A 17908-nucleotide genomic window follows, 5' to 3' on the forward strand; every position below is an offset into this window, starting at 1 on the left:
CTTTTATACTGTCTTTGGTAATTTTTCTTTCATAATTTTTACTAATTCAGGATCCAGATCTTCAACTTTTGGCAATACAATATTTGCTTTTAGATACAAATCACCTCTTTGTTTCGTTTTACGATTCATAGCCCCCATACCTTTGACACGAAAGCGCTGTCCGTTTTTCGTATTTTGCGGTATTTTAAGTTTAATCTCTTTTTCCAGAGTCTGTACAGATATTTTGTCACCAAAAAGTGCCGCATACAAAGGCACATCAATAGTTTTGACTAAATCATCTCCCTCTCTCTCATACTCCGGACTCGGTGCTACATGTATGCGCAAAAAGAGGTCTCCGACTCTGCCGTTTTGTGCATGGCCTTTGCCTTTGACGCGCATTCTCTCACCGTCTTTTACACCGGCAGGAATTTTGATGTCAAAACGCTCGCCGTTTACAGAAACAGAGTGAGAGCCTCCTAAGATTGCTACGGCAAACGGGATGGTTACATTTGCTTCTATATCAAGGTTTGGTTCTTGATAGCGTTGCCCTCCGCCAAATCCGGAACTGCTGAAGCCGGATGTTCCGCCTCCTGCACCGCTAAAGCCTCCAAATCCGCCGCCACCGGAAAACATCTGACGCAGTATTTCATCAAGGTCTACATTTCCACCCTGACTTTGAGAAAAATCATGGAAATTCTGACCACCGAACATTGCATCACCGTACTGATCATACTGTGCTTTTTTCTCTTTGTCGCTCAGCACTTCATAGGCTGCATTTATTTCTTTAAATTTTTCTTCCGCACTTGGATCCTTATTAACATCCGGATGGTATTTGCGGGCTAACTTTCTGTAGGCTTTTTTAATTTCTGATTCACTTGCATTTGGAGATACTTCCAATGTTTCGTATAATGATTTGCTCATATTTATTCCTTCTAACTTATTTAATTATTCATAGATTCTCATTAGTGGAATTATATCATATTACTTGAGTGTATGTCAATCAAGGTAAAGAAACCTTGATAGATTTAATGTAAGAAGTGGCGGATACCTGAAAAGTAGAGACTCATACCAAATTCATCGGCTGCAGCTATTATTTCTTCGTCGCGAATAGAGCCTCCTGGTTCTATAATATTTTTGACCCCTGCTGCCGCGGCTGCATCTATAGAGTCACGAAACGGAAAGAATGCTTCGCTGGCAAGGGCTGCGCCTGTTACGTCAAGCCCCATATCTTTTGCTTTTTTAAGCGCACACTGTGCAGCATCTACACGGCTGGTCATTCCCATACCGACAGCAACCATTGCGGAATTTTTCACATAAACGACACAGTTTGATTTTGTCAGGGATGCTACCTTATAGGCAATTTCAAGATCTTTCATCTCTTCAGGTGTTGCTGCATTTTTACTCATAAGTTTTGCATTTTTCACTTCATCATCCTGCACCTTGTCCGCATCCTGGAAAATAAATCCGCCGTCAATGTGCTTAAAGTCTTTTTTATCATTTGCCAAAATCAACTTCTCCGCACCCATCTCAAAAAGTTTGATTCTTTTCTTTGCTGCAAATACTTCCTGTGCTTCTTCGGTAATACGTCCTGCTATAATCACTTCAATAAATATTTCATTCATTTTTTCTGCCAATGCTTTGTCAACTGTGCCATTAACGGCAACCACACCGCCAAAAGCAGATACAGGGTCACATTTGAGTGCTTCTGTATATGCTTCGAGTAATGTATCTTTAATTGCAAAGCCACAGGGATTACCGTGTTTTGAGATACAAACAGCATTTTCATTCCCAAAGGCAGCTGCAATTTTAACCGCACCGTTTAAATCATTTAAGTTGTTAAAACTTGCTTCGCCTTTGAGTGTCTTAAAATTATTTGAAAAATGTTTGTCAAATTCATAGAGGGCACCTTTTTGATGAGGATTTTCACCATAACGAGTGTTCATTACTTTATTGCCTACAATAAACTGTTTTTCGCCGAAACCTTCGTTGAAACGTTCATTCATGTAGTTTGCAATCATTGAATCATAGGCTGCAGTATGTTCATACGCCTTAATCATAAAACCGCGGCGAAACTCTTTTGTATTTTTTTCATTCTCAATCGCATCAATAACGATGTCATAATCTTGTACATTTGTTACAATTAGAACAGCATCAAAGTTTTTTGCAGCCGAGCGAACCATTGCCGGACCGCCGATGTCAATATTTTCTATAATTTCATCAAAGTCATCCGTTTTTTCTATTGTTTCCTTAAACGGATAAAGGTTGACACATACCAGATCAATCGCTTCAACCCCAAGCTCTTTTGCCTGGTCCAAATGTGACTGTTTGTCACGACGATGCAAAATCCCACCGTGAACAAAAGGATTTAAAGTTTTCACACGCCCTTCAAAACATTCGGGAAACTTTGTTATCTCATCAATTTCAATAGCATCCACCCCATTTTCTTTCAACAACCTGTATGTTCCGCCGGTAGAAATTATCTCATACTCATTTTTTACCAATGATTTACAAAAATCTACAACACCGTTTTTGTCACTTACACTTACTAATGCTCTTTTTTTCATTTGACGCCTTGATTTAAAATATTACTGCTATTTTATCCAAATAGAGTTTAGAAGATGGTAAACTTAAAAAAACAATTTAAGGAAGCTATAATGAAGCAAAATATTGCCATACTCTGTTCTGGCGGAGATGTCTCCGGCATGAATCCGGCATTGAAAAGATTTGTTGAATACAGTTTACAAAATAATTTAACGCCCTACTTCGTGTATGACGGATACGAAGGACTGATTGACAACAATATTCATAAAGCGAGTTATTGTGATGTTTCGGGCATTATTAACCGTGGAGGCACTAAAATAGGAAGTGCCAGAAGCAAAAGATTTATGCAGAAGAAGTATAGAAACATAGCAAAACAAAACCTTGATGCATTACATGTAACAATGCTTATTGTGCTTGGGGGAGATGGTTCTTTTCGTGGTTTACATCAGTTTTACAAAGAGCATAACATAAAGTTTTGCGGTATTCCCTCTACTATTGATAATGATATTTCAGGCACAGACTACTGTTTGGGAGTAGATACGGCACTCAATATGATAAAATTCTCAATAGACTCCATCAGAGATACGGCATCTTCTTTCAAAAGGGCTTTCATTATTGAGACCATGGGAAACAAATGCGGTTACCTTGCACTTGTATCTCATTTGACATCCGGTTCTGAGCTTTGTTTAATTCCTGAAACAGCCTATAATTTAAACGCGTATGAGCAAAAATTCAAACAAGAGATACAAAACGGACGAAGATATTTTATTGCTATTGTAGCAGAGGGGATAAATGAGGATTCTGAAGAGATAGCACGATGGTTTGAAGAAAAAATCGGCATTGAATCAAGAGTAAATGTACTTGGTCACCTGCAGCGCGGAGGAAATCCGACAGTAAAAGACAGACTTATGGCATATAAATTTATTACGTATGCGATAGATGCTTTGCTGGATAATAAAAACGAAACTATTGTTTGTTATACAAAAGAGGGGTTCAGGTATAAAGAGATTGATGCGGTTGTGAATACACCCTATCATTTAGATGAAGAGCTTATAAAATTTATAAACTCTCCAGAAGCAACAGGTGACTAGAAATCACCTTGTGCAGCACGAGCAGGAATTCCTTCCATTGCGTCTTTTACTTTTAAAGCAGCTTCTAGCATTTTTGGAGGTAACGGGTATCCGCCATGAATTGCAAGAGTCATATCCATACTGATTAAGAAAGCGTCTCCGTTACCATAACGAACATACATAATTCTACATGGCATAAAACCACCATAATAACGTGAATAATTCAAGAATATTTTTGCAGTCGTAAGGTTACACAAAGACCAGATTCTTGCTTCTGCCACTTCATTTGGTTTTGCATCCTCTTTTGTATACATTTTAACATAACCCGTAAGTCTCATGTTATACTCTTCAGTAAGTGCAGCTATTGACTCTTTTACATCATCACCGCTCACACCTTCTTCAACCTTCCACTCTTTCATCATTGCACGTGCAGGGTCACCGTATTTTGCAACTTTTGTAAACATTTCATCATACGCATCCATAGCTTTGTCGTCAAGTTTGTGTTGACTCGTAACTGCCACCCAGCCCATATGCATTGTAGAACATCCTGTTGCAAAAAATGCAACACTCAGTGCAATTATTGCAGTAATTATGTTTTTTCTCATTTATCTTTTCCTTTGTGATATTTTCGTGATTATTATATACCTAAACGGATTAAAGTTTTATAAGATTTTGCTATTACTATAAATCTTGTTCAACTATTTTTCTAAAAGTAGTAAAATAATTCTCTTTGAGGCTTTTTATACTCATATTTACATCATTTATTCGTACAGTATCTCCTCCAACTGTTCCAATTTTTTCAACAGACATTGATTCATCAAGCATCGCTTCAAAAGCTTCACAGTTTTCAGACTTTACTTCAATAATGGCTCGACTCATACTTTCTGCAAAGATATCCCGATCATCAGCAACACTCATATCTACATCGCAGCCAAGTCCGCTTGTGGCTGCCATTTTCGCTAATGCTATTGCAACACCGCCGCTGCTTGCATCTTTTGCGCACTCCAGCAAATGCTTTTTGTTTGCTTCTATAACCAAATCCCAAAGTGCAAGCTCTTTCTTGTAGTCAATTTCAGGTATAACTCCGGCAACAGTGCCGTAAAGCTCTTTCATATATAAGGAACCGCCGAATTCTGATTTGCTTTCGCCTATCAGATAAAGCGCATTTCCCTCAGATTGAAAACTTGACATTAACACATTGTTTTCATCATCATTCACACCTACGGTTGCAATAGAAGGCGTTGGAAAAACAGAAACACCGTTTGTTTCATTATAAAGAGAAACATTTCCGCCAATGACCGGAGTTGTCAGCTCTGCACATGCTTCTTTTATACCCAAACAGCCTTGGCCAAACTGCCACATAACTTCAGGGTTTTCCGGATTTCCGTAATTAAGACAGTCGGTAATTGCCAACGGTCTTGCTCCGCTCATGGCAACATTACGCCCGGATTCAACAACCGCTGCCGCTGCTCCCATTTTCGGATCTATATAACAATAACGCACATTACAGTCAGCTGACATTGCCAAAGCTTTTTTATTCTCTTTTACGCGGATGACGGAAGCATCAAGCATGCCTCCGTTTTTAACAGTATTTGTCTGTACCATAGAATCATATTGTGTATAAATCCATGATTTATCAACTACTTCCATAGATTTTGTCAGTTTTTCAAACGCTTCCTGATTTGACACTCTGTCAAAATCATCAATACTTACTTTGTGAATATCATCAAGGTAAGCAGGTTTTTTCATAGGACGGTTCAGTTCCGGAGCTTCTTCACTAACAGGGTCAACAGGAACCTCAGCACATTTTTCTCCATGCCAAAAAAGCTCCATTTTTCCGGTATCTGTTACCTCGCCTATAACTGCAGCATCCAGATCCCATTTTTCAAAAATATCGATAATAGCCTGTTCTGAACCTTTTTTGGCACACAAAAGCATACGCTCTTGCGATTCACTGAGCATAAAATCATAAGGAGTCATATTTTCTTCGCGCGCAGGAACTTTGTCAAGGTGCATAATCATTCCCGAACCTGAACGTCCCGCCATCTCAAAAGAAGAAGATGTAAGTCCGGCAGCTCCCATATCCTGGATTCCGATGACATGATCCGTTTTAAAAAGCTCCAGACATGCTTCCAAAAGCAGTTTTTCGGTAAAAGGATCCCCTACCTGAACCGTCGGACGCAAAGATTTGCTCTCTTCGGTAAAACTGTCCGAACTCATAACAGCTCCGCCAAGACCGTCACGACCTGTTTTAGCACCTACATAAAGGACTGGATTTCCTGTCCCCTCTGCCTTGCCGTAAAATATTTCGTCACTTTTTGCAATTCCCAGAGTAAAAGCATTGACAAGAATATTTCCGTTGTAACACTCATCAAAACTGGTTTCACCGCCGATGGTCGGAACACCCATACAGTTGCCGTAACCGCCGATTCCCTCAGTGACACCGCGCACCAAATAACGCTGATGCTTGGAAATATCATCTTTGTTCAAAATATTGCCAAAACGCAGTGCATTCAAGTTTGCCACAGGACGGGCACCCATTGTAAAAACATCACGCATAATTCCGCCGACACCGGTTGCCGCGCCCTGATAGGGTTCTATAAAACTCGGATGATTATGTGACTCCATCTTAAAAACTGCCGCATATCCATCACCAATATCAATAACACCGGCATTTTCACCAGGTCCCTGAATAACCCATGGTGCTTTTGTAGGAAACCCTTTTAAATGGACTTTGGAAGACTTATACGAACAGTGTTCACTCCACATGGCTGAAAATATACCTAATTCAACCAAATTCGGTTCACGTCCTAAGATCTCTTTAATATGTATATAGTCTTCTTGCGAAAGCTTATGGTTGGCTAACTGTTCATCAATGTTTTGTAATTGTTGGCTCACGGGGGTTTCCTAAAAATTGGTTTTTAAAAATGAATTATATCCAAGCAATGGTAAAAGTTGTTTTAATGAAAAGAAAAATCACTTTTTGTGCGAATATTCTTTTTCAGAGAAAAGATATTTTTATACTCTATTTTTTCAATTTCATACTCTTTTATCTGATTTGGCAACCTGACTTTGACCTCGTCGCCTGCACTTTTGCCAAGCAATGCTTTTGCTATAGGAGAATGAACGGATATCAGTCCGTTTTCCGGTTCGCTCTCAAGCACACCGCATAAAGTATACACCTCTTCTTTATCGGTTTCAAGATCAACCAATGTAACGGTACTTCCAAAAGAAATACGTTCATGTACATGTAAAGAGGGATCAATGATTTGTGAGTTTTGAATCATTTTGTTGAGATAAAAAAGCCTTTTGTCAATAAAACGCAATTTCTCTTTTGCCGCCTGATAGTCAGCATTTTCACTTCGGTCACCAAGTGCGGCAGCTACAAGTTTTTCATGCGCCACCTTGGGTTTTTCAACTTCGAGCAGATATTTAAACTCTTCTGTAAGTTTATCATACCCTTCGATACTCATAGGTTCTTTCATCAACTGTTGTTCCTAATGCTCGTACCCTATAATATAATATGTTTCTTTATTTGGTAATTTGTCTGTTTTTACCTTGAATTTTCTGCTGAAATGCTCTATCTTTTCATGTGCTTCCTGTGCTAACTCAGGAGTAGGTGACTCTACTTTTATTTTAAAGTAATCTTTTGTATTGGATAAAGCGACATAGGCATTATTTACTTTGAGATGATCATTTAAATCCAAAATATGCTTCTCTATTTTTTCATATCCCGGAGTATTTTTTTGAATTCTTTTAAGTTGCTGCACCAAAGCTTCATTTGGTACATATCGCAGTTGCGTCAACATTGCATCATTTTGCATATCTGTTTCCTTCTAAAATTTTTATGAAAAATAATAACAGTTTTTTGTAAACAAGCATCAAGAAAAATGGTTACTTCAGTATGTATTTAGCTATTGAGACTATAATTACACTACAAAGACTATATTTAACAAGAGAGAAATTAAATGACTGAAGATATATTAAAAAAAATCAAGCAACTCCCGCCACTTCCGGAATCTGCTCTTCAAATAGAGAAAGTTTACAAAGATCCGAACTCTACATTTAATGATATGGCAAAAATTTTAGAAAAAGACCCTCTTTTGACAGCCGATATCCTTAAAGCGGCAAATTCACCGCTTTACGGTTTCTCCAGAGAAATAAATGCTATCAGTCAGGCAGTCGGTCTCTTTGGTATGGGTACTGTTCGCGGATTTGCATTAGCTTCAATCGTGAAAAAAAGCTTTGATCTTGATTTGTCACCCTACGGCATTACAAACGAAATGTTCTCTGAACTCTCAAAAAAACAGCATGCGCTTACTACGGCCTGGTGTCTAAAAAGAGAAAACAGGCTTATGGGTATTTTATCCCCTGCTGCCTTTTTGGTAGAAATCGGAAAAGTACTTATTGCACAGCAGATTATAGCGGACAAAAAAGAAGCAGAGTTCAAAGCAGTTATGCAGGAGTTACAGGATGTTGAAGCTGCCGAAAAAGAGATTGTAGGTGTAGATACACCTGAAGTCAGTGCTACAATATTTGCACAATGGAAATTTGAAGAGGGACTTGTTGATGTTATACGCAACTGTCAAAATCCCGATGCAGCCAAGGAAGAAGATAAAAAAGCTGCACAGATTCTTCATGTAGTTCGTATCACTGTTCCTATAAACGGTGTAATCACAAACGAGAGCATTCAAGCTGCAAAAGAGTTAATAGAAAAATACGGACTTGATATGGAGAGTTTCGATCAAGCCCTGGAACATATAAAGAGTTAAATGCATTGAAATCACTACTTATACGACTCACTCATGGACTCAATGAACAAGACATCACGGAAGATGAACTTCCTGTAGTACGCGAATGGCTTGCAAAAAAATACCTGACACACAAGCATAATATATACAAATTCAATTCCAAATACCGTGCCGGAGTTTTAGGACTTGTCCAAAAAGGAACAGCCTATTTACATGTAATAGGCGAGAATATTAAAGACCTCTATATCAATGAAAACAATCTCGGACTTGCCAATGAAGGGGATTTGGTTATTGCTCAGAGACTTTTAGGGCACAGAGGACAACCGAGTGCCAAAATAGTAGAAATAGTCGGAAAAGAACAGACTTACAGTGTCGCCTACATTATAGAAAAAGAGGGGCACAAATCTTTAGTTGATCTTAAAACCGAGTATCCCGTCGGTGCTGAGATGTCAACAGAAGAGCTCAATAACTATGCAGTGGGTGACCTTTTTAAAGTTGACAACAATGAAAATAAAATCATGGAAAAAATAGGCAACATCAAAGACCCGAAATCTGATGAGAAAATTGTCCTTGCCCAGTTTAACAAGCATGATGCATTTGATGAGGAAGTTTTAAAAATCGCTCGCTCTTTTCAGCCTGTTGATGCTTCAAAGTATCCAAAAAGAAAAGATTTAAGAGATTTGACATTTTGTACAATAGACCCTGTGACTGCAAAAGATTTTGACGATGCCATCTACTGGGATGACAAGAACACAACCCTTTATGTTGCTATCGCAGATGTCAGTGAATATGTCACACCTTTTGGCCCCATAGATACCGAAGCAATCTACAGAAGTTTTTCTATTTATCTGCCGCATCGTTCTATTCCTATGCTCCCGAGAGAACTCAGTGAAACTTTATGTTCCCTTCAACCCCATGTAGACAGACTTGCTTATGTATTTGAAATCAAACTTGATCTAAAAACTCTTGAAGTCGTAAAATCTGAAGTGTATGAGGCACTTATGCACTCTGACAGAAGATTTAACTATGAAGAGATTGACCTCTTTTTAGAAAATAAGCTGCAGGCAAAAACACATGAAGAAAAAGAGATATTTGCCTGGATAAAAAAGCTCAAAACAGTTACCGACAGATTACGGGCAAAACGTCTGCAGGAAGGTTTTGACTTTCACTCTACAGAAATAGAGATGACTCTGGATGAAAACACAAACCTTGTCGCCACAACCCTTGCCCAGGAGACACCTTCTCACGGACTTATAGAGGACTGTATGCTCTTAGCAAACAAAGAAGCGGCAAAACGTTACAAAAGAGGGCTTTTTAGAATCCACGAACCGCCAAGTCAGGCAAAACTTCAGAAGCTTTACCAGGAGTTAGCCGGCATAGGCATACATGTAGAGATAAAAAACACTATCAAAGAAACAATAGACTCCATCCAAAAACAGGCCAGAGAGATGGGTATTGAAGCGGAAGTGGATACACTGATTATTCAGTCCCAGATGCAGGCACGATACTCCCCTGTAAATGTCGGGCACTTTGGACTGGGTTTTAAAGAGTACACCCATTTCACCTCACCCATAAGAAGGTACAGTGATTTAATTGTGCACAGACTTTTAAAAGCGATTAACAGAGGCGACACACAGGAGCAGTCTTATGTTTTAAGAAATATAGAATCACTCAGTATGGCTATCAGTGAAAAAGAGCGTGAGGCTATGATTATAGAGTCCGAATACAAAGCACGCAAATATGCAAGATGGGCAGAACAAAACCTGCACAAAGAGTTTAAAGCAAGAATTACCTCTACAGATCCGGAACTGCGTGCCCAGTTGCATGATAAAATCATAGGTGCAAGACTGCATTTTACATCGGGTGCGGATGTAACACTTTTTGAAGATGTCATTGTTCGCATTGATAAAGTGAATATAGCAAGAGCCCGAATATATGCCTCTGTAGTCGGGAAAATAGAAAACAATGTATAAAAACGAGTTTGACAAACATATACAAAACAAGAGTATCTCCAACAGCTTTATCTTTTTTGGAGAAAGTACCTTCTTGATAGATATGTATACAAAAATGCTGACAAATATAGAAGAAGCAAATATTCTCAGCTATTACCATGACGAATATGATTTTAACTCTGCAAAGGCACATCTCTCGCAGGGTTCACTCTTTGGAGACAGAAATATCCTTGTCATAAAAAGCGAAAAAAAAATTCCCAAAAAAGAGCTTGATCTGTTTTTATCCTTATGTGACAAAAATACAGAAAATATTTTTGTCTATGCCTATTACGGATCAGACCATAAAACCTACAACAATAAAAAAGCTTTTGCCAAAACAAATGTCATGAGTGTAAGATTTTTTCACCCAAAAGAGTATGAAGCACAAAATATTATTTATGCCCTTGCCCAAGAAAAGCATGTCAATATTGATAAATTTACAATTTCCCATCTCTTAAAAATTCACAATGGAGATGTTGCGCTTGCATCGAATGAAATAGAAAAGTTTCGTGTTTATGACAGAGCCATTACAACAAAAGATGTTGACAATCTGGTATATGGACTTGCAAGTATCAACCTTGACGACTTTATAACAAAACTGCTTGACAAAAAAGATTTTCGTCCTGATTTACTTAATATACTCGAACATGGCGAAGATGAAATAAGAATTATTACAGCAATTACCGCCTATTTGACACAGCTTTATATGTTTAACATATATATCCGAATAAACGGTGCGCCTAATGCTTTAGAAATTTTAGGTTACCCTGCACCCTCTTTTGTGGTAGAACAAAAAGCCTCTGCTGCAATTAAAATAAAACCGCAGACATATGCAAAACTGCATGAATTACTCTTAAACAGTGAACTTCAGATGAAAAGTTCAAGTGGTGACAAAAGCGCGATTCTCTTTTCCAGCTTAATCCGATTACAAAAACTGCTTTAGAAAACTATTTTTAAATATTTGTAGTGTATAATTCTATTATGAATAATTATACAGATATATTACGTCAACATCATTTAAAAGCAACACCGCAAAGACTGGAAATTGCAAATGCACTTCATGCCAATGGACACATGACAATAGAGCACCTGTATGAAGTCATGCTGAAAAAATTCAATTCTATCTCACTGGCTACTATTTATAAAAATATTAATCTTATGATGGAGAATGCTTTTATACAGGAAGTAAAAATTCCAAATGAGAAATCAGTATTTGAACTGACAAAAGAGACACACTCCCATGTAATCTGCAGACAATGTCATACAATTCAGGATATTGTACTGGACCTGTCACAAACTGCCCAACTCGCTTCACAGACTTCTCATTTTAAAATCGACAAAGCCGACCTGGTTTTATCCGGACTTTGTCAAAAGTGCCAGGAACTTTAACATATACTCAGTACAATTGCTGTATAATACAACATTAATTTTTCCAAGAAGGAACTCCTATGCGTGGTTATAAAATTTTTGCAGGATCTGCCAGTGTTGATTTTGCGAAAGAAATTTGTAGTATTTTAGATATTCCCTTAGCGAAAGCTGATGTTAAAAAGTTTAGCGACGGTGAAATTTCGGTCCAGATTGCAGAATCTGTCCGTGGTCGTGATGTATTTATCGTACAGTCAACCGGTGCTCCCTCAAATGACAATCTTATGGAACTGTTAATTTTGACTGATGCCCTCAAACGCTCATCAGCTTCAAGTATTACAGCTGTTGTTCCCTACTACGGTTATGCGAGACAAGACAGAAAGGCGGCTCCCCGTGTCCCGATTACGGCTAAGCTTGTAGCAAACCTCTATGAAACTGCCGGCATAGACAGAGTCGTAACTATAGACCTGCATGCCGGACAGATTCAGGGATTTTTTGATATTCCGGTTGACAATCTTTACGGTTCTATTACCTTTGAGCAGTATATAAAAAGCAAAAACCTCAAAAATCCTATTATTGCTTCTCCTGACATCGGCGGGGTTGCGCGTGCGAGATACTTTGCATCCCGAATGGGTCTTGAAATGGTTATCGTTGACAAACGCCGTGAAAAAGCAAATGAAAGTGAAGTCATGAATATCATCGGAAATGTCGAGGGACATGATGTTATTATGATAGACGATATGGTTGACACGGCAGGAACAATGGTCAAAGCGGCCACTGCTCTTAAGAACAAAGGAGCTGTTTCTGTGATGGCATGCGCTACACACGGTGTTCTCAGTGGAAATGCCTACCAGAATCTTGAGAACGGTGAGCTTGATGAGCTCATTATAACCAATACCTTAGAATCAAAACCTCATTCAAAAATAAAAGTCTTGAGTGTTGCACCACTTTTTGCCGAAGTAATTCGCAGAGTCTATCACAACGAGAGTGTGAACAGTCTTTTTGCATAGGAGTATCATTGAAAAATATTAGGAACTTCTCAATCATTGCCCATATTGACCATGGAAAAAGCACCTTGGCTGACAGAATCATACAAGAGTGCGGTTCTGTTACCGAGAGAGAAATGGGTACACAGATGATGGATACCATGGATATAGAACAGGAACGCGGCATTACCATTAAGGCACAGTCCGTTCGCCTTGACTATGTCAAAGACGGGGAACATTATATTCTCAATCTTATAGACACACCGGGTCATGTTGATTTTTCTTATGAAGTGAGTAAATCTTTGGCATCTTCTGACGGAGCCCTGCTTATCGTTGATGCCGCACAGGGTGTTGAGGCACAAACAATTGCCAATGTCTATTTGGCGCTTGACAACGACCTTGAACTCATTCCCGTTATTAATAAAATTGACCTTCCTGCCGCCGATCCTGATAAAGTCGCCGAAGAGATAGAAACTTCTATAGGTATTGATGCCACAGATGCTGTCCTTGTGAGTGCAAAAACAGGCGTCGGGATTCGTGACCTTATTGATGCCATTGTTGAGAGAATTCCGGCACCTGTCGGTGATCCGGATGCACCTACCAAAGCAATTATTTATGACTCCTGGTTTGACCAGTACCTTGGTGCTCTGGCACTTGTACGTGTTTTTGACGGAGAAATTAGAAAAAATCAGACGATTAAACTGATGTCAAACGGTGAAGAGCATCAAGTCCTTGATTTATTATATCCGCATCCTTTGAAAAAAATCAAAACACAGGCTATAAAGAGTGGTGAAATCGGCATTGTAGTCTTAGGGCTTAAAGAGGTAAGTGTGGTGAGTGTCGGTGATACCATCACTGATGCGAAAAATCCCACTGCCCAACCGGTTGGGGATTACGAACCTGCTAAACCTTTTGTATTTGCCGGACTCTACCCTATAGATACCGACAAATTTGAAGACTTAAGAGATGCACTTGACAAACTCAGACTCAATGACTCCTCCCTCTCTTATGAACCTGAAACATCTATAGCACTCGGTTTTGGTTTTCGTGTAGGCTTTTTGGGTATGCTGCATATGGAAGTCATCAAAGAGCGTCTGGAGAGAGAATTCGGACTTGATCTAATTGCCACAGCCCCTTCGGTTGTCTACCATGTGTACCTTAATAACGGGAAGATGGTAAAAGTGCAAAACCCGTCAGAATTGCCCGAAATCAATCATATTGACAGAATCGAAGAGCCTTATGTGAAAGCCACAGTGATAACCCCCAGTGAATATCTAGGAAATATCATGAATCTTTTGGTTTCAAAACGAGGTATCCAAAACAAAATGACCTATCTCAACGAAGAAAGAGTAATGCTTGAGTATGAAATACCTATGAATGAAATAGTCGTGGATTTTTATGATACGCTCAAGTCCATTTCAAAAGGCTATGCTTCTTTTGACTATGAACCGACCGAATTCAAAGAGGGCGACCTTGTCAAACTTGATGTCAAAGTTGCCGGAGAGGTTGTGGATGCGCTCAGTGTGATTGTCCCGCGAACCTCTGCGCTTTCTCGCGGGCGAACACTTGTAAAAAACATGAAAGAACTGATTCCCCGTCAGCTTTTTGAAGTAGCCGTACAGGCATCACTGGGCAATCAGGTCATAGCCCGGGAAACAGTCAAGTCAATGGGAAAAAATGTTACTGCCAAATGTTACGGTGGAGATATTACCCGTAAACGCAAACTCCTTGAAAAACAAAAAGCAGGGAAAAAACGAATGAAATCCATAGGCAAGGTGCAGCTGCCGCAAGAGGCTTTTATGTCTGTTTTAAAAATGGACTAAAGCAGATTTTATGAAATGTATAGTGTGTGAAAGTTATGCTTTTACACACATATGTTCCGCCTGCCAGACAAACTTTCTCTCCCCTGCTCTTTACAGAAGAAAACTCCCTAACGGTACCGACATCCTCTCTTTTTACAAATATGAGGAGATAAAAGAACTGTTGTTTACGAAACATACCGATATCGGTTTTTATATTTATACTATTTTAGCAAAACTCAGCTTTAAAAAATTTGCCAAAGAGTTTCATACAAAAGAGAAATATATCTCTTTGGCAATAGATGACAGAAGTACAAGTGGCTATTCGCACACAGCACTGTTAAACCATGCACTTAAAACATACAATATCCGTCCGCTTTACAATAAACTTCGGGCACAAAACAGTGTTTCGTATTCGGGTAAAAGCAAACAATTCAGACAGGAAAATCCAAGAAACTTTCAACTGAAAAAGTTCAAAGATGATGAGAGTATCATTTTAGTTGATGATATTGTCACAACAGGGCAAACACTTGCACAGGCCTGTACAAAAGTTGAAGAACAGGGCCAAACCGTCAGTTTTTGCCTTACCCTGACTGATGTAAGTCTAAAATAGTCCTTTCAACAGATTTCCGACATCTTTTCCTATTCTTTTTTGTATCTCTTTTTTAATCGCTTTTGTTGCCTCTTTTTTGATAATCTGCTTTGCGTCTACCCCGATTTTCGGTCTGTTGATATTTCCTTTTAGCGTAACACTCAAAGGGTTGCCGTTCGCATTAATATCAATTTTTGCATCAATTATATTGGCTTTTGTGTCAATTTTTGTATTTTTTGCCACAATAGAAGATGTATTTGACTTTAAATCCAACGAGGCAACAATTTTTTCTTTCTTTATTTTTGCATCTACATCTCCTTTAAAACGCTGTTTATACAGGTCTATATGTGCATATTTTTTTGTCAAGTCAAGTACCTGGTTAGGCATAAACGTACCATCGAAAAGCAATCCTTTAAAGTCACCTTTTTCATCTGCGAGATTATAAAGAAATTTTCCGTCTACAGAGGCCTTGAATATTTTAGGATACAGCAGCATATCAAGAACATCCAAAGTCTGCAGTGATTTTAAATTTGCTACAAAATCATCATTGTGCAGTTTTGCATCAAGTTTGCCGCCGGCTATATTTGAAAAAAGTGTAAAATCCAAATCTTTTGCTTTTTTCAGTATTCCATTGGCAGCCAAAGCACCTTTGAGATGCCGTTGCGTTGCAAAATAGAGTTGCTCAAGATTGGGAATTTTTACGGCATAGTCCGTCTGCAAAGAAGCCTCTTTTGTATCAAAACGTGCTTTTTTAATCACAAAATTCGCAAGCGTTGAAGAAAAATTTAATTTCGTGTCAATGATATTCTTACTGAGTACTGTATGTGTTGCAGCATGAAACTTTGTTCTTGGCATCATACTTTTAAACTTATACGCTTGGGTAATGTACCTTGTGTCTACCAGCCCTTTTGCAATCTTAGATGTCACAACACCCTGCAGATTTTTCGGATCAGCATTGCTGATGTTCACATGCATGGTAAACAGCGCATCTGCATAATGAGGCTGTTTGAGCATATAAAGCAGTTTTTGAAGCTTGAGACCTTTTATATCCGCTTCAATGCTTTTGGGTGCAAAATCATGCAGTGTTGCTGTAAATGCTGTGTTTGAAGCAGCCAAGTCACTTTTTCCTTTGAGAATCATTTCTTCTTTATTGCCGACTACTGTTCCGTTGAGATTTAATTTTCCTCTTATATCAGCCGAAGTTATCGGTTTTAAAACAGCCAGCTCTTTTACATGTAATGCGTATTTTGCCTTTACATGTAACGGTGCCGGAACTATATTGCCTTGCGATGTCATTTTGGCAAGGTTAGAATTGAGATTATATCTATAATCAATTGCATCGCCTTTGAGCTTTGCATCCAAATTCATTGCAAATGCTGTTGGAGGAATGGTAATATTGAAATCTTTTTTCATCACGCTTGCGTTTAATTTTCCATTTTTTGTAACAAGAAGAATATCACCGTCAAGTTGATGCGGCGTGATGTTTGTAAAATTGACATTCAGATTCACCTGGGCACTCGCATACGGTTTTTGATTGATCATATGCAGTAAAGAGGCTAAATCGGCACGCGCTACTTTGGCAATAACTGCAGTGGGACTGAAGTCTGTCATAACAATTTTGTATTCTGTTTTACTTTTGGCAACATCACTCTTTCCTAAAACAGTAAACAGTTTGTCATTCCCCTGTACACTTCCCTCTGTAAAAAAGGCATCCTGCAACTGCATTACAGTCAAAGGCTGCAGCGTTGCCAGTTCTCCTAAATCAACACTGTATTGTATATCAAAAGATTTTGAAAAAATCGAATAGGTTCCTGCAGCTTTAATTATATTGTTCTCATTTAATTGCAAAATTATTTGAAAATCACTCATTGATAAAGAAAAAACCTTTAGTTTAGAATCAAGTTTCGTCTCTTCTCTGATTTTACTCTCTATAGCGGGTTTTATCAATGAATTGCCAAAGCCTGTAAAGAGTATGACATACACGAAAATAAATATACCTACAACGCCAATAAAGAACCAAGTTAAATATTTCATAATATTTCTCCATAAATTTGTAGTATAATAATACTCAAGTGAAGCTTCATTACAGTTTTAAGAAGATGAAAAACAAACTTGACAGAATGTGACTAAAGTTATTTTATATAAATCACACAACCATTACTTGACATTATTACACTCAATGTGTATAATACGTTATCTTTTCAAGAAAAAGGAGATATGAATCATTATGTCTGAAAAAGAAAATACAAATAATAACGAAATAGAGAATGATGAAGTCGCTGCTGAAGCTGAAGCAGTTGAAAACGAATTAGATTTACTGCAAAAAGAACTGGCAGAACTAAAAGACAAGTATGCACGTGTTCATGCTGATTTTGACAATATTAAAAAGAGACTTGAACGTGAAAAATACACTGCGGTTGAATATGCAAACGAAAAATTTGCAAAAGATATGATCCCTGTAGTGGATTCTCTTGAGATGGCCCTGCAGTCTGCTAATGCAGATGCCGAACCTCAGGAACTTATAGAAAAGCTCAAAGAGGGTATTGAACTTACACTCAAGCAATTTACTACAGCATTGGAAAAACACGGTGTAACAATGGTATCACATGAAGAGCCGTTTGATCCGAATATTCACAATGCCGTACAGAGTGTTGACAGTGATGAAGTTGAAAGCGGACAGATTGTCCAAACCTTTCAAAAAGGTTACAAATATAAAGAGAGACCATTGAGAGAAGCTATGGTTGTTGTTGCAAACTAGCTTTGAGTAAATGCAACCTAGGTTGCAAAAAAAAAATTTAAAAGAGCGTACAATTACACTGTTTTAAAAAATATAA

Annotated in this window: 16 protein-coding genes; 9 read left to right on the forward strand and 7 right to left on the reverse strand. The window is 38.4% G+C overall.

The genetic code is table 11. The annotated features are described in order from the left end of the window. Positions 1-3 precede the first annotated feature (3 nt). Positions 4-900 (reverse strand): DnaJ C-terminal domain-containing protein, encoded by an 897-nt coding sequence (locus tag ACM66U_RS08765; protein ID WP_151899853.1) that lies wholly within the window; start codon positions 898-900, stop codon positions 4-6. 104 nt (positions 901-1004) lie between these two features. Then, the gene (gene purH / locus ACM66U_RS08770) at positions 1005-2543 is read right to left on the reverse strand and encodes a bifunctional phosphoribosylaminoimidazolecarboxamide formyltransferase/IMP cyclohydrolase (protein WP_418640552.1); all 1539 of its coding nucleotides are present in this window, start codon (positions 2541-2543) and stop codon (positions 1005-1007) included. A 90-nt stretch (positions 2544-2633) separates the two neighbouring features. Between purH and ACM66U_RS08775 the strand changes: the two genes are divergently transcribed. Next, positions 2634-3611 carry a 6-phosphofructokinase gene (locus ACM66U_RS08775; RefSeq protein ID WP_418640553.1) on the forward strand — a complete coding sequence of 326 codons (978 nt, stop codon included), beginning with the start codon at positions 2634-2636 and terminating at the stop codon, positions 3609-3611. On the opposite strand, the gene ACM66U_RS08780 is transcribed toward ACM66U_RS08775, so the two are convergent. The 4 genes from ACM66U_RS08780 to ACM66U_RS08795 form a co-directional block, all read right to left on the reverse strand. Then, positions 3608-4195 carry a DUF302 domain-containing protein gene (locus ACM66U_RS08780; RefSeq protein ID WP_151899850.1) on the reverse strand — a complete coding sequence of 196 codons (588 nt, stop codon included), beginning with the start codon at positions 4193-4195 and terminating at the stop codon, positions 3608-3610. The genes ACM66U_RS08775 and ACM66U_RS08780 overlap by 4 nt on opposite strands. 76 nt (positions 4196-4271) lie before the next feature. After that, on the reverse strand, positions 4272-6488 hold the full coding sequence (purL, locus tag ACM66U_RS08785; RefSeq protein ID WP_418640554.1) for a phosphoribosylformylglycinamidine synthase subunit PurL: 2217 nt from the start codon (positions 6486-6488) through the stop codon (positions 4272-4274). 62 nt (positions 6489-6550) lie between these two features. Further along, positions 6551-7075: a transcription elongation factor GreA gene (gene greA / locus ACM66U_RS08790; RefSeq protein ID WP_151901487.1), complete on the reverse strand. Its 525-nt coding sequence runs from the start codon at positions 7073-7075 to the stop codon at positions 6551-6553. A gap of 12 nt (positions 7076-7087) precedes the next feature. Further along, a complete protein-coding gene (locus ACM66U_RS08795; RefSeq protein WP_151899848.1) occupies positions 7088-7414 on the reverse strand; it encodes a hypothetical protein in 327 nt (108 codons plus the stop codon). A gap of 144 nt (positions 7415-7558) precedes the next feature. Between ACM66U_RS08795 and ACM66U_RS08800 the strand changes: the two genes are divergently transcribed. Genes ACM66U_RS08800 through ACM66U_RS08830 form a run of 7 tightly spaced genes read left to right on the forward strand, consistent with a single transcriptional unit; the run spans position 7559 to position 15095 of the window. After that, positions 7559-8362 carry an HDOD domain-containing protein gene (locus tag ACM66U_RS08800; RefSeq protein ID WP_151899847.1) on the forward strand — a complete coding sequence of 268 codons (804 nt, stop codon included), beginning with the start codon at positions 7559-7561 and terminating at the stop codon, positions 8360-8362. A gap of 5 nt (positions 8363-8367) precedes the next feature. Further along, positions 8368-10314, forward strand: coding sequence for an RNB domain-containing ribonuclease (locus tag ACM66U_RS08805; protein ID WP_418640555.1), 1947 nt, complete (start codon positions 8368-8370; stop codon positions 10312-10314). Further along, positions 10307-11275 carry a DNA polymerase III subunit delta gene (gene holA / locus ACM66U_RS08810; RefSeq protein ID WP_151899845.1) on the forward strand — a complete coding sequence of 323 codons (969 nt, stop codon included), beginning with the start codon at positions 10307-10309 and terminating at the stop codon, positions 11273-11275. The genes ACM66U_RS08805 and holA overlap by 8 nt, the downstream gene beginning before the upstream one ends. A 38-nt stretch (positions 11276-11313) precedes the next feature. Further along, complete coding sequence (locus ACM66U_RS08815) at positions 11314-11721, forward strand: Fur family transcriptional regulator (protein ID WP_151899844.1); 408 nt, start codon at positions 11314-11316, stop codon at positions 11719-11721. 59 nt (positions 11722-11780) lie between these two features. Continuing rightward, positions 11781-12707, forward strand: coding sequence for a ribose-phosphate pyrophosphokinase (locus ACM66U_RS08820; protein ID WP_151899843.1), 927 nt, complete (start codon positions 11781-11783; stop codon positions 12705-12707). 8 nt (positions 12708-12715) lie between these two features. Then, a complete protein-coding gene (gene lepA, locus ACM66U_RS08825) occupies positions 12716-14506 on the forward strand; it encodes a translation elongation factor 4 (RefSeq protein ID WP_151899842.1) in 1791 nt (596 codons plus the stop codon). Between the two features lie 10 nt (positions 14507-14516). Then, a complete protein-coding gene (locus tag ACM66U_RS08830) occupies positions 14517-15095 on the forward strand; it encodes a ComF family protein (RefSeq protein WP_418640556.1) in 579 nt (192 codons plus the stop codon). On the opposite strand, the gene ACM66U_RS08835 is transcribed toward ACM66U_RS08830, so the two are convergent. After that, on the reverse strand, positions 15087-17108 hold the full coding sequence (locus ACM66U_RS08835) for a hypothetical protein (RefSeq protein ID WP_418640557.1): 2022 nt from the start codon (positions 17106-17108) through the stop codon (positions 15087-15089). The two genes, ACM66U_RS08830 and ACM66U_RS08835, sit on opposite strands and share 9 nt — an antisense overlap. Before the next feature lie 193 nt (positions 17109-17301). On the opposite strand from ACM66U_RS08835, the gene grpE reads away from it, so the two are divergent. Continuing rightward, positions 17302-17832, forward strand: a complete 531-nt coding sequence (gene grpE / locus ACM66U_RS08840) for a nucleotide exchange factor GrpE (protein ID WP_151899839.1) — start codon at positions 17302-17304, stop codon at positions 17830-17832. Positions 17833-17908: the final 76 nt, after the last annotated feature.

The organism is Sulfurimonas sp. ST-27, assembly GCF_048081595.1.
GTDB classification, from domain to species: Bacteria; Campylobacterota; Campylobacteria; order Campylobacterales; family Sulfurimonadaceae; genus Sulfurimonas; species Sulfurimonas hydrogeniphila.